Origin of the sequence: Mycobacterium marseillense (assembly GCF_010731675.1) — a bacterium.
GTDB classification, from domain to species: Bacteria; Actinomycetota; Actinomycetes; order Mycobacteriales; family Mycobacteriaceae; genus Mycobacterium; species Mycobacterium marseillense.
Window position 1 is genome coordinate 3312720 of record NZ_AP022584.1, and the last position, 14958, is coordinate 3327677.

At 68.6% G+C, this 14958-nt stretch carries 14 protein-coding genes; 3 read left to right on the forward strand and 11 right to left on the reverse strand.

The genetic code is table 11. The features are described 5' to 3' along the window. Positions 1-49: 49 nt before the first annotated feature. The 7 genes from G6N26_RS15235 to clpB form a co-directional block, all read right to left on the reverse strand. Entirely contained in the window at positions 50-697 is a 648-nt protein-coding gene (locus G6N26_RS15235; protein ID WP_083019137.1) for a TrmH family RNA methyltransferase, read from the reverse strand. Further along, positions 694-1596, reverse strand: coding sequence for a hypothetical protein (locus G6N26_RS15240; RefSeq protein WP_083019139.1), 903 nt, complete (start codon positions 1594-1596; stop codon positions 694-696). The genes G6N26_RS15235 and G6N26_RS15240 overlap by 4 nt, the downstream gene beginning before the upstream one ends. 13 nt (positions 1597-1609) lie before the next feature. Continuing rightward, positions 1610-2149 carry an orotate phosphoribosyltransferase gene (gene pyrE / locus G6N26_RS15245; RefSeq protein WP_067171911.1) on the reverse strand — a complete coding sequence of 180 codons (540 nt, stop codon included), beginning with the start codon at positions 2147-2149 and terminating at the stop codon, positions 1610-1612. Continuing rightward, positions 2136-2909 (reverse strand): SDR family NAD(P)-dependent oxidoreductase, encoded by a 774-nt coding sequence (locus G6N26_RS15250; protein ID WP_083019160.1) that lies wholly within the window; start codon positions 2907-2909, stop codon positions 2136-2138. Before G6N26_RS15250 ends, pyrE begins: the two co-directional genes overlap by 14 nt. 57 nt (positions 2910-2966) lie before the next feature. Next, positions 2967-3845, reverse strand: a complete 879-nt coding sequence (gene ttfA, locus G6N26_RS15255) for a trehalose monomycolate transport factor TtfA (RefSeq protein ID WP_067171891.1) — start codon at positions 3843-3845, stop codon at positions 2967-2969. Positions 3846-3934: 89 nt separating this feature from the next. After that, positions 3935-5218 (reverse strand): acyl-CoA dehydrogenase family protein, encoded by a 1284-nt coding sequence (locus G6N26_RS15260; protein WP_083019141.1) that lies wholly within the window; start codon positions 5216-5218, stop codon positions 3935-3937. Between the two features lie 117 nt (positions 5219-5335). Further along, on the reverse strand, positions 5336-7882 hold the full coding sequence (gene clpB, locus G6N26_RS15265; RefSeq protein ID WP_083019143.1) for an ATP-dependent chaperone ClpB: 2547 nt from the start codon (positions 7880-7882) through the stop codon (positions 5336-5338). 132 nt (positions 7883-8014) lie between these two features. Here clpB and G6N26_RS15270 point away from each other — a divergent pair, with 132 nt between their 5' ends. The 3 genes from G6N26_RS15270 to G6N26_RS15280 are packed head-to-tail and all read left to right on the forward strand — an operon-like array spanning position 8015 to position 10589. Beyond that, entirely contained in the window at positions 8015-8452 is a 438-nt protein-coding gene (locus G6N26_RS15270) for a DUF3060 domain-containing protein (RefSeq protein ID WP_225323440.1), read from the forward strand. A gap of 32 nt (positions 8453-8484) precedes the next feature. Next, the gene (locus G6N26_RS15275) at positions 8485-9675 is read left to right on the forward strand and encodes an FAD-binding oxidoreductase (RefSeq protein WP_067171885.1); all 1191 of its coding nucleotides are present in this window, start codon (positions 8485-8487) and stop codon (positions 9673-9675) included. Positions 9676-9677: 2 nt separating this feature from the next. Next, positions 9678-10589, forward strand: a complete 912-nt coding sequence (locus tag G6N26_RS15280; protein WP_067171883.1) for an aldose 1-epimerase — start codon at positions 9678-9680, stop codon at positions 10587-10589. A 139-nt stretch (positions 10590-10728) separates the two neighbouring features. Here G6N26_RS15280 and G6N26_RS15285 read toward each other — a convergent pair whose 3' ends face one another. From G6N26_RS15285 to dnaK, 4 genes are read right to left on the reverse strand one after another with little or no spacing between them, the layout of a single operon-like run. Further along, positions 10729-11112: a heat shock protein transcriptional repressor HspR gene (locus G6N26_RS15285; RefSeq protein WP_067171905.1), complete on the reverse strand. Its 384-nt coding sequence runs from the start codon at positions 11110-11112 to the stop codon at positions 10729-10731. Next, complete coding sequence (dnaJ, locus tag G6N26_RS15290; RefSeq protein WP_067171881.1) at positions 11112-12290, reverse strand: molecular chaperone DnaJ; 1179 nt, start codon at positions 12288-12290, stop codon at positions 11112-11114. The genes G6N26_RS15285 and dnaJ overlap by 1 nt, the downstream gene beginning before the upstream one ends. Before the next feature lie 46 nt (positions 12291-12336). After that, complete coding sequence (gene grpE, locus G6N26_RS15295; protein WP_067171879.1) at positions 12337-12978, reverse strand: nucleotide exchange factor GrpE; 642 nt, start codon at positions 12976-12978, stop codon at positions 12337-12339. Next, the gene (dnaK, locus tag G6N26_RS15300; protein ID WP_083019145.1) at positions 12975-14840 is read right to left on the reverse strand and encodes a molecular chaperone DnaK; all 1866 of its coding nucleotides are present in this window, start codon (positions 14838-14840) and stop codon (positions 12975-12977) included. Before dnaK ends, grpE begins: the two co-directional genes overlap by 4 nt. Positions 14841-14958: the final 118 nt, after the last annotated feature.

Consider the following 14958-nt stretch of genomic DNA (forward strand, 5'->3'; position numbering starts at 1 on the left):
GCGCACACTCAAAGCCGTCAGCGCATACTCGACGCGTTCGGGGGCCGGCTCACCAGGCGCGGGAGAGGTCGGCGTGCTGCTCGACCCAGGCGTGCATGGCGATCCCGGCGGCGACACCGGCGTTGATGCTGCGCGTCGAGCCGAACTGCGCGATCGACACCGTCAGCGTCGCGCCGGTCCGGGTGTCGTCGGTGATGCCGGGCCCCTCCTGGCCGAACACCAGCAGGCACTCGCGCGGCAGCGCGGTCTCCTCGAGGCGCGCCGCGCCCGGGACGTTGTCGACGGCGACGACGCTCAGACCGGCGTCCGCCGCGAAGTCGAACAGCTCGGCGGTGCTGTCGTGGTGGCACAACCGCTGATAGCGGTCGGTCACCATGGCGCCGCGCCGATTCCACCGCCGCCGCCCCACGATGTGCACGGTGTGCACGGCGAAGGCGTTGGCGGTGCGCACCACCGAACCGATGTTGGCGTCGTGGCCGAAGTTCTCGATCGCCACGTGCAACGGATGCCGGCGCCGGTCGATGTCGGCGACGATCGCTTCGCGGGTCCAGTACCGGTAGGTGTCGACGACGTTGCGAGTATCGCCCTCGCGCAACAGGATTGGGTCATACCGTGGGTCGTCGGGCGGTTCGCCCGGCCAGGGCCCGACGCCGGCGGGCGGGGCCGCGGACCATTCGGTGGGTCCGGGCCCGCTCATCGCTGCGTCCACACGCCGGCGTGGGTTCCGTCGATGGCCAGCGTCGCGTAGAGCAGCGCGTCGTTGATTTCGCCCTGGGTGCACAGCGACGCGTTGACGTGCACCGCGTCCAGGGACGCGTCGGGCAGGATCAGCACCGACGAACCGTACGTCGCGCAGGCCGGGTTGAGCCCCGGGGCGGGCAGCGTCGGCGAGGCCAGCAGCATCATCGGGCCGCCGCGCTTGGCGGATTCGTCGCGATAGCGGGCCGCGACCGCGTTGGCTTCCAACCCGAGCAGCATGTAGCCGTTGCCGGTGAACGCCCCCGGGTCGCCCAGCTGCGCCTTGGTCACCGGTTTGCCGTCGGTCCGCCATGCCGTCAGGCTGGCGGTCTTGACGGCCAGGCCGCCGCTGTCGTTGGGATTGGTCGGCAAGAGGCCGACCGGGAAGGCGACCGGGTAGGCCGACGAGCTGTTCGGGATCCGGTCGCGCGGCGAGTAGGTGTAGACGCCGCGGACCTGGCTCCGATCCTTCAGCGGCCCAAGGCAAACCGTGCCGGTGAGCCGGTCGCGCGGAGCCGACAGCGGCGCGGGGATGTCCCGCAGGCCGGTCTTCGCGTTGTCGCAGCTGCCCAGGCCGTCGGCTTCCATGGGGTGGGCCAGCGCGCCGTAGAGGCCGAAGCGGACGTCCTCGGGTTTGGCGTGCGGGTCCTTGGAAGAGGACGGGCTCGCGTCAACGTCGACCAGCACGTAGTCGCCGTCCCAGCGCAGGTTGGACACCGACATGTTCCAGCCCAGCAGTGCCAGCGATTCGCCGAGCCGCGCGCCCTGGGCCCCGTAGGGCCGCGCGGCAGGGTTGCTCGCTGAGCAGCCGGTCAGGCAGAGCGCCAGGCACGCGGCTATCGCAAGGACGGTGCGCATCGGTCAGACTTGCCTAGGCCAGCCGCAGCTCGGCCAGGCCCAGCACGCTGCGGTACGGCAGCCCCTCGGCCTCGATGGTCTCGGCGGCGCCGGTGGCGCGGTCCACCACGGTGGCCACCCCCAGCACCTCGCCGCCCGCCTGCTGCACGGCGCGCACCGCGGTGAGCGCCGAATTGCCGGTGGTGCTGGTGTCTTCGACCACCAGCACCCGCTGCCCGGAAACCTCGGAGCCTTCGATAAGTCGTTGCAGCCCATGGGCTTTGGCCGACTTGCGCACGACGAACGCGTCGATGGGCCGGCCCGGCGCGTGCATGATGGCCGTGGCCACCGGGTCGGCGCCCAGGGTCAGCCCGCCCACCACCGCGTAGTCCCAGTCGCTGGTCAGTTCACGCATCAGCTTGCCGATCAACGCCGACGCGCGGTGGTGCAGGGTGGCACGGCGCAGGTCGACGTAGTAGTCGGCCTCCTTGCCGGACGACAGCGTGACCCGGCCGTGCACCACCGCCAGACGGCGCACCAGTTCGGCCAGCTCCTCGCGCTCAGGTTCGGCCACGGCCACCCCCGACTCGTTTGGTGACCGCCCGCATCAGGGTCCGCGGGATCATCCGCTCGGCGGCGATGATCGCCTTGTACTGCAGACCGGGGATGCTGATCACCTTGCCGCGGGCGATGTCGGCGAGGCTCTGGTTGACCACGTCGTCGACCTCGAGCCACAGGAACGACGGCGACTTGGACATGTCGATCCCGGCGCGGGCGTGAAATTCGGTGCGCACGTAGCCCGGACACACCGCGTGCACCGAAACCCCGGTGCCCTGCAGACCGACGGACAGGCCCTCGCTGAACGAGACCACCCACGCCTTGGAGGCCGAGTACGTCGAGCCCCGCCCCGGCACCAGGCCGGCGACGCTGGCGATGTTGATGACCGTGCCGGCGCCGGCGTCGAGCATGCCCGGTAGCGCCGCCCGGGTGAGGTGCATGACCGCGGTGACGTTGACGTCGAGCTGGGACTGCAGCAGCGCGGGGTCGGTGGTCCAGAAGTCGCCGGAGGTGGCGAAGCCGGCGTTGTTCACCAGCACGCGCACGCCGGCGGCGAGGCGATCGCACACCCGTTGCCGCTCAGCGGCATCGCCCAGGTCGGCGGGCAACACCTCGACGTTGCCGCCGCCGCTCTTCACCTCGTCGGCGAGCCTCGTCAACCGTTCGGCGTCGCGGGCGACCAGCACCAGGTCGTAGCCGTCGCGCGCGAAGCGTCGCGCATACCCGGCGCCGATCCCGGAGGTCGGCCCGGAGATCAGGGCGACGGGGCGAGGCATGAGCGACATCTTAATGACGGCGACGGCACCGGCCCCCGGGCTACCCGGGGCCCGCCGTCAGCGCTGATAGTTGCTGGCCTGGTGGCCGTTGCGCCCGTTCGGGGGCGGACGGCGCAGCGCGTCGGGGCGCTCCTCCGGTCGCGGCTGGTCGCGGCGGACCGGCTCCGGCGCGCGGCGTCCGGGCGCGACGTCGGGACCGAGCAGGCCGGCCACGTCTTGCTGCGCGCGCCTCGGCGGCAGCTCGGCGCGGCCCGCCGGCGCCAACGGGCGGCTCGGCGACGCGTTGCGCAGTCCCGCCGGCGCTCCCGTCTCTTGCGGGGTCTCCTCCGGCAGCGGCGGCAACACCCGCAGCAGGTCGTTGAATTGCCGCACGGTGCGCAGACCCTCGTCCCACTGGGTGCGGGTGCTGGTGATCGGCATGGCGACCAGCGTCCAGTTCTGCTCGTTCCACATGATCTCGGCGGAATCCGGCGCGGTGTGGGCGAAGGTCACCATGCGGCGGTCGCAGGCGCGGCGGGCGGCGTCGAGGTTGGTGGAGTACACCATCCGCGGCCCGATCGCGCCCAGCAGCCAAATGTCGCTCTCCCGAGGCTCTTTGAGCCCCTTGAGCCGCAGGTCCACCACGACATTGGTGCCCACCTTGCGGTGCAGCGCGATCACCGTGGCGACTTCCTCGAGGTCGAAGATGTACACCGCCTCGCCGCGGATCTGGCCCAGCACCACGTTCTGGGCGGCCACGTCACCCACGGTCGACATCACGCCGCGCTTCCAGCGTTTGAGGATGTCGGTCGATTCCCGCTCGTAGTCGAATCCGTGCGACCGCGCCCACGACTTACGGCGCCTGCTGCGCCCACGCCGACGGTCGACATCGACGTACAGCAGCACGCCCGCGCCGACAAAGCACAGCGCGGAAAGCGTGAACCAGAGGGGGACCATCCAAAACAGGGTATCTGCTATTGGCCCGGAACACAGAAGGCGACCAGGTCACAACCCAATCACAGGATGCATTACCGCCCGGACGGACGTCAGCGCCGGCGCGCGAAGTACTTCTTGGAGTCCTCGGCCGCGGCCCGCAGTTCGGGTTCTGCCTGGAACTTCGGCTCGAATTTCGCCCACGCCGCCTCCCGCTTCGCCGGGAAATACTCCGTCGGCCAGTACGGATGCTGCTGCGGGCTGTAGTCGCGCAGCAGGCGGCGGGCGACGGTGGCCTTGTGGACCTCGTCCGCGCCGTCGGCCAGCCCCATCGTCGGCGCGCTCGCATACATCGCCTGCAGCGGCGTCAGGTCCGTGGTTCCGAGTGATCCGAGGATGTGCAGGGCGTTGAATGACACGTCGCGCAGCACCTTGGCCATCGTGAACTTGACCGTCGCGATGTCGGTGCGGGCCTCCTTGGTGCTGGAATTGTCGATCTTCCACGCCGTTTCGAGCACCAGCAGCCGCAGCATGCGGATCGCGGCATAGGAGTCGGCGATCTTCTCCTGCACCATCTGGTGCTCGGCGATGACCTTGCCGTGCGACTCCCGCGACAGCGCCCGCTCGCACATCATGTCGAACGCGAGCCGACACTGGGCGATGGTGCGCATCGCGTGGTGGATGCGGCCACCGCCGAGGCGACGCTGGGCCAGCGTCTTAGCGCCGTCCTCGGGGCCGAGCAGGTGGTCGAGCGGCACCCGGACGTCGTTGTAGATGATGTGGTTGTGGTTGCGCGGTTCCGGCTGGATCTCGACGCCCGGGGTGCGGCGCGGCACGACGAACATGCCGTTGGTGCACATCACGAAGAGGATGTCGGCCACCCGTCCCGCCGAGGTGAACCACTTCTCGCCGTTGATCACCCACTCCTCGCCGTCGCGCACGGCGTGGGTCTTGAACAGGCTGGGGTCCGATCCGCCCTGCGGCTCGGTCATCGAATACGCCGAGAACATGTCCTGGTTGAGCAGCGGCTCGAGCCACCGCTTCTTCTGCTCCTCGGTGCCGAACGCGGCGAGCATCTCCATGTTGCCGGTGTCGGGGGCGGCGGCGCCGAACATCTGCGGGGCCTGCGAGTAGCGGCCGATGACCTCGTTCAGTAGCGCCAGCTTGAGCTGGCCGAAACCGGGGCCACCCAGCTCCTCGTCGAGGAAGATCGCCCACAGCCCCTGGTCCTTGATCTGCTGCTGCAGGCCGCGCACATAGGCGTTCACCCGGGGATCGGGCGAACGCACCGCGTACGGGAACACGAAGTCCAGCGGCTCGATCTCCTCGCGGCAGAAGTCCTCGACCCAGTCGAGCTTCGCCTGGAAATCCGGCTCGGTGCTGAAGTCCCACGCCATGCTGGGACGCTACCAATGCGCGTTCAAACGCCGAACGTCGACTTGTTGGGCGGTTTCCGGGGAAGAACCGCAACAAGTCGACGTTCGAGCGGGCCTAGCCCAGATAGTGGCGACCCACTAGCCCAGGATCAGGGAGTCACCGTCCGGGCTGACGTTCACCGGCACGGTGTCACCGTCGTGTACGTCGCCGGCCAGCAACAGCTTGGCCAGCTGGTCACCGATGGCCTGCTGCACCAGCCGCCGTAGCGGCCGCGCGCCGTAGACCGGGTCGAACCCGCGGTGCGCCAGCCACTGCTTGGCCGGCAGCGACACCTCGAGGGTGAGGCGGCGCTGCGCCAGCCGCTTCTGCAGCTGCGCCAACTGGATGTCGACGATGGCCACCAGCTCACCGGGCTCGAGGCCGTGGAAGACGATGACGTCGTCGAGCCGGTTGATGAACTCCGGCTTGAACGCCGAGCGCACAGCGGCCATCACCTGCTCCTCGGTGCCACCCGACCCCAGGTTGGACGTCAGGATCAGGATCGTGTTGCGGAAGTCGACCGTGCGGCCCTGCCCGTCGGTGAGCCGGCCCTCGTCGAGCACCTGCAACAGCACGTCGAACACGTCCGGGTGCGCCTTCTCGATCTCGTCGAACAGGATCACGGTGTAGGGACGCCGGCGCACCGCCTCGGTCAGCTGACCGCCCTGGTCATAGCCGATGTATCCCGGAGGCGCTCCGACCAGGCGGGCCACCGAGTGCTTCTCGCCGTACTCGCTCATGTCGATGCGGACCATCGCGCGCTCGTCGTCGAAGAGGAACTCCGCCAGCGCCTTGGCCAGCTCGGTCTTCCCGACGCCGGTGGGCCCGAGGAACATGAACGATCCGGTCGGCCGGTTGGGGTCGGCGACACCGGCGCGGGCGCGCCGCACGGCGTCGGACACCGCCGTCACCGCTTTCTTCTGGCCGATGACGCGCTGACCCAGTTCGTCCTCCATGCGCAGCAGCTTGGCGGTCTCGCCCTCGAGCATCCGGCCGGCCGGGATGCCGGTCCACGCCGACACCACGTCGGCGATGTCGTCGGGGCCGACCTCCTCCTTGAGCATCACGTTCTCGCGGGCCTCGGCCTGTGGGAGTGCGGCGTCGAGCTTCTTTTCGACCTCGGGGATGCGGCCGTAACGCAGCTCGGCGGCCTTGGCCAGGTCGCCGTCGCGCTCGGCGCGCTCGGACTCCCCGCGCAGCGCTTCGAGCTGTTCCTTGAGCTCGCGCACGACGTCGATCGCGTTCTTCTCGTTCTGCCATCTCGTCGTCAGCTCCGCCAACTTCTCTTTCTGGTCGGCCAGCTCGGAGCGCAGCTTCTCCAGCCGCTCCTTGGACGCCTCGTCCTCTTCCTTGGCCAGCGCCATCTCCTCGATCTCGAGGCGGCGCACCAGGCGTTCGACCTCGTCGATCTCGACGGGCCGCGAGTCGATCTCCATCTTCAGCCGGCTGGCGGCCTCGTCGACCAGGTCGATGGCCTTGTCCGGCAGGAAGCGCGCGGTGATGTAGCGGTCGGACAGCGTCGCCGCGGCCACCAGCGCCGAGTCGGTGATGCGCACCCCGTGGTGCACCTCGTAGCGGTCCTTGAGGCCGCGCAGGATGCCGACGGTGTCCTCCACCGACGGCTCGCCGACCAGCACCTGCTGGAAGCGGCGCTCCAGCGCGGCGTCCTTCTCGATGTACTTGCGGTACTCGTCGAGCGTGGTGGCGCCGACCAGGCGCAGCTCGCCGCGGGCCAGCATCGGCTTGATCATGTTGCCGGCGTCCATCGCGCCCTCGCCGGTCGCGCCGGCGCCCACGATGGTGTGCAACTCGTCGATGAAGGTGATGATCTGCCCGGCGGAGTTCTTGATGTCGTCGAGGACCGCCTTGAGGCGTTCCTCGAACTCGCCGCGGTACTTCGCGCCGGCAACCATCGAACCGAGGTCCAGGCTGATGACGGTCTTGTCGCGCAGGCTCTCGGGCACGTCGCCGGCGACGATGCGCTGGGCCAGGCCCTCCACGATCGCGGTCTTGCCGACGCCGGGCTCGCCGATCAGCACCGGGTTGTTCTTGGTGCGCCGGCTCAAGACCTGCACGACGCGGCGGATCTCGTTGTCGCGGCCGATGACCGGGTCGAGCTTGCCCTCACGGGCCCGCGCGGTCAGGTCGGCGGAGTACTTTTCCAGCGCCTGATAGGTGGCCTCGGGGTCGGCGCTGGTGACCCGGGCGCTGCCGCGGACCTTGACGAACGCCTCCCGCAGGGCCTGCGGCGACGCGCCATGCCCGGTGAGCAGCTTGGCGACCTCGGAGTCGCCGGTGGCCAGGCCGACCATCAGGTGCTCGGTGGAGACGTACTCGTCGTCCATCTCGGTGGCCAGTTGCTGGGCCGTGGTGATGGCCGCCAGCGACTCCCGCGACAGCTGGGGTTGCGAGCTGGCCCCGCTGGCCTGTGGCAGCGCCTTCAGCAGACGCTCGGCTTCGGCGCGGATGGTGGCGGGCTCGACGCCCACGGCCTCCAGCAGCGGCGCGGCGATGCCGTCCGCCTGGGTCAGCAACGCCATCAATAGGTGGGCGGGCCGGATCTCGGGGTGGCCGGCGGCCGACGCCGCCTGCAGCGCCGAGGTCAGCGCCGCCTGGGTCTTGGTGGTCGGGTTGAAAGAGTCCACGACGCCTCCATTCGGTAGAAAAGGAGCTGGCAAAAATGCTTGTCTGCTTGTTCAACGTCGTCAAGGTTGAGTGTGTTCCGCTCAACTCTATCGAGTTTTGGGCAATACCCCCGACGGGGTACCCCCGTAGCGATGACGCAGACGATGCAACACCCCGACCAGGCCGCCGACCTCGCAAAAGCCCCGCGCCAACACACCGGCTTATGGCTGGCCGCCCTGGCCGCTGGACTGGCGGTCGCCGGCCTTGTCTCGGTCGGATTGCATACCGACCTCGCCCACGGCAGCCAGCCGAGTGAAGTGCCCGACGCCGGGACGCTGCAGGTCAGCGGCGCCGGCACGACCAAGACGCTGCCCTGTCACGCCGGCTATCTGTCAGTGAGCGGAAAAAACAACACGATCACCCTCACCGGCCACTGCACCAGCGTCACCGTCTCCGGCAACAACAATCGCGTCGCGGTCGACAGCACGGACGCGCTGAGCGCATCGGGAACCGGCAATGTCGTTGTCTATCACTGGGGTTCACCCAAGGTCGTCAACGCCGGGACCGCCAACGTCGTCCGGCAAGGCTGAATCCACGGAGTCCGAGCCTAGAATCGGGGCCCGTGAGCCTCGAGGACGTCCAAGCGCTGGCCGTGCTGCGCGACGCCTTCGACCCGGACGGCGCGGGCCGCGCGGGCTCCCAGGGTGATTCCGGCGACCTCGTGCACCGCTTCTACACCCATTGGTTCAACCTCGACGCCTCGGTGCGCGATCTTTTCCCACCCGAAATGAGCGCCCAGCGCGCGGCTTTCGGTCATGCCCTGCACTGGGTGTACGGCGAACTGGTCGCGCGGCGCGCGCAGGAGCCGGTGGCGTTTCTGGCCCAGCTCGGACGGGACCATCGCAAATACGGTGTGCTGCCGCACCACTACGACACCCTGGGCCGCGCGTTGCTCGCGACGCTGCGCTCCCATCTGGGTGCGGCCTGGACCGGCGCCGTCGACGATGCGGCCCGGCAGTCGCTGCACCTGATCACCGGGGTGATGAGCGGCGCCGCGGACGCCGAGGAGGGACCCGCCTGGTGGGACGGCACCGTCATCGAGCACCTGCGGGTGTCACGGGACCTGGCGGTCGTTCGGCTGCAGCTCGATCAGCCGATGCACTACCACCCCGGGCAATACGTCAACGCCCATGTGCCGCAATGCCCGCGCCGCTGGCGGTATCTGAGCCCCGCCATCCCGGCCGATCCGGGCGGCGGGATCGAGTTCCACGTGCGCCAGGTGCCCGGCGGCCTGGTCAGCACCGCGATCGTCAACGAAACCCGGCCCGGCGACCGGTGGCGACTGTCCAGCCCGCACGGCGGCCTGGGCGTCGACCGCGAGGGCGGCGACGTGCTGATGGTCGCCGGCAGCACGGGTCTGGCGCCGCTGCGGACGCTCATCATGGACCTGTCCCGCTACGCGGTGAACCCGCGGATACATCTGTTCTTCGGCGCGCGCTACCGCTGCGAACTCTACGACCTGCCCACCTTGTGGCAGGTCGCGTCGCACAATCCGTGGCTGTCGGTCTCGCCGGTCTCGGAGTACAGCGCCGACCCCGCCTGGGCCGCCGACTATCCCGACGTCACCCCGCCGCGAGGCCTGCACGTGCACCAGATCGGCCGGCTGCCCGACGTGGTGACCAAGTACGGCGGCTGGGGCGACCGGCAAATCCTGATCTGCGGCGGGCCGGCGATGGTCAGCGCCACCAAGTCCGCGCTGCTCGCCAAAGGCGCTCCGCCCGAACGCATTCAGCACGATCCGCTCTGGAGGTAGCCATGCACGTCGTCACCCTGCGGGATCCTTCGTCGCAACTGGTTGCCCAGTTCGTTCCCGACGCCGGGATGATCGGCACGTCGCTGCGCGACGCCGGCGCGGAGTTGCTCGGCCAGCGTCGGGGCCTGGACGCCTACATCAGTGACGGCAAGACGATGGGGATCCCCATCCTGTATCCGTGGGCAAACCGGTTGGGCGAGAACACCTATACCGCGCAGGGCGCGGCGGTGGACCTGACACCGGGAGACAACGGGGTGCGCGCCGACCCCAATGGGCTGCCCATCCACGGCGTGCTGGCCGCCTACCCCGGCTGGCACGTGGTTGACGAGTCTGCCAACGAGCTGACCGCCCAACTGGATTTCGGCGCCGATCCCCACCTGCTGGCCAGCTTCCCGTATCCGCATCTGCTGACGGTGACCGCGCGACTGGCGGAGCGGACCCTGACGGTGCAGACCACGGTCGCCGCCACCGGCGACGCGGCGGTGCCGCTGTGCTTCGGCTTTCACCCCTACCTGCAGCTGCCGGGTGTCCCTCGCGGCGACTGGGTCATCGAGACGCCGGCGCTGCGGCACCTGGGCCTCGACGACAAGGGCCTGCCCAACGGCGACTCGGAGCCGCAGCCGGCGCGCAAAGAGGCGCTGCGCGACAAGACCTTTGACGACGCCTACGACCAGGTAGCCGGCGGCGCCGTCTTCGCGGTGTCGGGGGGCGGGCGCCGTATCGAGGTGCATTTCGAGCGCGGCTACCCGGCGGCACAGATCTTCGCACCGCCGGTCGATGATCCCGGCAAGGCCATCGTGTGCTTCGAGCCGATGGCCGCGCCGACCGACGCGCTGCGCCGCGGCGGCTATCGCTGCGCTTCGCCGGGCGAGCCGGCGGAGACGCAGTTTTCGATCCGGGTGCGATCACAGTGACCACATTCGTCACTGCAGTCGCTGTCTGGTGGCTATTAGGTGAATGCGAAAAGCGCTAGCACATGCGCTAGCGCTTTTGCGACCTTTGCATCCCCCCGGAGACAGGAACCCTTGGGGCGCAAGTGAAACCGAGCGGGAATCAGCGTCCCCGGCGCGGCTGCCACACCACCAGCGCGGTGCTCTTGGGCACCACCGCCACGTCGCGGCGCTGGCTGGCACGCGTCTGAGCCAACTCCTCACTCAACTCTTTGATCCGCGCCTGCAGCGCATCGACCTGATTGGTCAGCTCGATGATGCGCTTGATCCCGGCGAGGTTGACCCCCTCGTCCTGCGAGAGCCGTTGCACCTCGCGCAGCAGGTCGACGTCGTGCTCCGAATAGCGGCGTCCCCCACCGGAAGTGCGGCGCGGGCTCACCAGGCCGAGGCGGTCGTAGGTGCGCAGCGTCTGGGCGTGCATGCCGGCCAGCTCCGCGGCGACCGAGATCAGGAACGTTCGGGCATCCTCTTTACGACTCTTGGCCATCAGCGATTGCCCGCCCATCCGGCCCGAGGGTCAAACCCGCTGGAGCGCTCGGCGGCGGCATACGCCTCCAGCGCCTCCTGAGCCTCGCCCTCCAGATTCGGTGGCACGGCGACCTTTACGGTGACCAACAGGTCCCCGTTGCCGCCGCTGCGCTTGGGCACACCGCGTCCGCGCACCCGCAGGATGCGGCCGTCGGAAGTGCCCTTGGGCACCCTGACACCGACTTTGCCATCCAGTGTGGGCACCGAAATGGTTGAGCCCAAAGCCAATTCGGTGAAGCTGACGGGGACGGTGACGGTCAGGTCATCGCCGTCGCGCCCGAACACCTTGTCCGGGCGCACATGCACCGTCACGTACAAGTCGCCCGACGGCGCCCCGCGCAGGCCGGCTTCACCCTGGCCGGGCAGCCGGATGCGCTGTCCGTCCTCGACGCCGGGCGGGATGCGCACGTTGATGGTGCGGGTGCGCGTGGTGACCCCGGTGCCCTTGCATTCGTCGCAGGGGTGCTCGATGATCGAGCCGCTGCCCCGGCAATCGGTGCACGGCTCGGAGAAACCGAACGCGCCCTGGTTGCGGTTGATCACGCCGGAACCGTTACAGGTGGGGCAGACCTTCGGGCTCGTGCCCGGCCGCGCCCCGCTGCCATGGCAGTTGGTGCACGGCGCCGGGCTGGTCAGCCGCAGCGGCATCGCCACGCCCTTGGCGGCCTCGACGAATTCCAACTGGGTTTCGGTCTCGAGGTCGTTGCCGCGGCGCGGCCGGCTGGGACGGGCGCTCGAGCCGCGCCCGAACAACCCGCCGAACAGGTCGCCGATGTTGGTGCCGCCACTGCGGCCGGCGGCGTCGAACAGGTCGTTGAGGTTGAATTCCGCCCCATCGCCGCCGACGTTGAAGCCACCGAAGTTGCCGGAATCGAACCGGCGCCCGCCAAAACCGCCGCCGGCGAAAAGCCTTCGGGTTTCGTCGTATTCCTTGCGCTTGGCCGGATCGGAGAGCACGTTGTGCGCCTCCGACACCGCTTTGAACCGTTCACCGGCGGCGGGATTGTCCGGGTTGGCGTCCGGGTGCAGATCGCGCGCCAATTTGCGATAGGCGCGTTTGATCTCTTCGGGACTGGCGTCAGAGGAGACGCCCAGCTCCTTATAGAAGTCTTTTTCGACCCATTCACGCTGGGCCATGTCGCGTCACCCCCTCACCTTTGGCGTTGTGTGCTGATTGTGTGGTCTAGTCACCGGGTGTGCCGGCGTTATCGTCCGATTCGACCGGCGCGGTTTCGTCAGTCTCACCGGCCGCGGCCGATTCGTCGCCGTTGTCGTCGACCGTGTCGACGACGCCGACCATGGCGTGGCGCAGGATTTGATCGCCGAGCTTGTAGCCCTGCCGCATCACGGTGCCGATCACCGGGCGGGACCCATCGCCCTCGTGCTGAACGGCTTCGTGCAGCACCGGGTCGAAGTCTTCGCCCTCCTCGCCGAAAGCCGTGAGGCCGAGCCCGGTCAGCGCGCCTTCCAGCTTGTCGGCCACCGCCTTCAGCGGGCCCGACTCCAGGTCGCCGTGCTTGCGTGCGCGGTCGAGATCGTCGAGCACGCCCAGCAATTGGTTCACGACGGCGGCCTTGGCCCGGTTCTCCGCGGCCTGCTGGTCACGCAGCGCCCGCTTGCGGTAATTGGCGAAGTCGGCCTGCACGCGTTGCAGGTCGGCGGTCAGCTCAGCGAGTTTGCCCTCGCCCTGGACCGCGGCCTCGGCGGCCGGCGCCGCCCCTCCCGGCGTATCGCCGGGAGGGACCTGCCGTACTTCACCGGTCTCAGGATCGATTCGCCGCTTGTCGGTGACGGTCACCTGTTCCTGTGGATTTCCTTCTGTCACTTGGACTCCCGGTCATCGTCGACCACCTCCGCGTCCACGACGTCGTCAGCGGAGCCTGCCGGCCCGCCCGTCGCGTCGGCCTGCTCGCCGGCGGCCTGGGTGGCCTCGTAGATCGCCTGCCCGAGTGCCTGCGACTCCTGGCCCAGCTTCTCCATCGCCGACTTGATCGCGGTGATGTCGGTGCCGCCCAGGGCCGTCTTGGCCTCGGCGATCGCGGCGTCGACCTTGGACAGCGTGTCCTCGGGAACCTTCGACCCGCCGGACTCGGACGCTGCGCCCCTCTGTTCAGCGACGAACTTCTCCGTCTGGTAGACCAGCGATTCCGCCTGGTTGCGGACGTCGGCCTCCTCGCGACGCTGACGGTCCTCCTCGGCGTGCGCCTCGGCGTCCTTGATCATCCGGTCGATCTCCTCCTTGGACAGGCCGGAGCCCTCCTGGATTTTGATCGTGTTCTCCTTGCCGGTGCCCTTGTCCTTGGCCGTGACGTGCACGATGCCGTTGGCGTCGATGTCGAAGGTGACCTCGATCTGCGGGACTCCGCGCGGCGCCGGCGGGATGCCGGTCAGCTCGAAGGAGCCGAGCAGCTTGTTGTGCGAGGCGATTTCGCGCTCACCCTGGTACACCTGGATCTGCACCGAAGGCTGGTTGTCATCAGCCGTGGTGAAGGTCTCCGACCGCTTGGTCGGGATCGTGGTGTTGCGCTCGATGAGCTTGGTCATCACGCCACCCTTGGTCTCGATACCCAAGCTCAGCGGCGTAACGTCCAGCAGCAGAACGTCTTTCACCTCGCCCTTCAGCACGCCGGCCTGAAGAGCCGCTCCCACCGCTACAACTTCGTCGGGGTTGACGCCCTTGTTGGGCTCCTTGCCGCCGGTCATTTCCTTGACCAGTTCCGAGACCGCGGGCATGCGGGTGGAACCACCCACCAGGACCACGTGGTCGATCTCGGACACCGAGATGCCGGCGTCTTTGATCACGGACTGGAACGGCTGACGCGTGCGGTCAAGCAGATCCTGTGTGATGCGCTGGAACTCGGCGCGGGTGAGCTGTTCGTCGAGGAACAGCGGGTTCTTGTCCGCGTCGACGGTGATGTAGGGCAGGTTGATCGAGGTGCTCTGCGAACTCGAGAGCTCGATCTTGGCCTTCTCGGCGGCCTCACGCAGCCGCTGCATCGCCATCTTGTCCTTGGTCAGGTCAATTCCGCTGGTGCCCTTGAACTTGTCGACGAGCCACTCGACGACCCGGTCGTCCCAGTCGTCCCCACCAAGGTGGTTGTCACCGCTGGTGGCGCGGACCTCGACCACGCCCTCACCGATCTCGAGCAACGACACGTCGAACGTACCGCCACCGAGGTCGAAGACCAGGATGGTCTGCTCCTTCTCGCCCTTGTCCAGGCCGTAGGCCAGTGCGGCCGCGGTCGGCTCGTTGACGATGCGCAGCACGTTCAGGCCGGCGATCTGGCCGGCCTCCTTGGTCGCCTGACGCTGGGCGTCGTTGAAGTACGCCGGCACGGTGACGACCGCGTCGGTGACGTCCTCACCCAGGTACGCCTCGGCGTCACGCTTCAGCTTCATCAGCACGCGGGCGCTGATCTCCTGGGCGGTGTATTTCTTGTCATCGATCTCGATGGACCAGTCGGTGCCCATGTGCCGCTTGACCGAACGGATGGTGCGGTCGACGTTGGTGACCGCCTGGTTCTTGGCGGGCTGGCCAACGAGCACCTCGCCGTTGCGCGCAAACGCGACAATGGACGGGGTAGTCCGCGAGCCCTCGGAGTTGGCGACGACGACGGGGTCACCGCCCTCGAGGACTGCGACGACGGAGTTGGTGGTCCCGAGGTCGATACCGACCGCACGAGCCATAGTGATTCCTCCTGATTGTGTAGAGCTTGCTTGGTGCCACTATGCTGAGTGAACCCCGCTCAAGCCTGCCCCTGAGGGCGATCGGCTGTCAACCTAGTCTTGAGTCTGGTTCACTCAA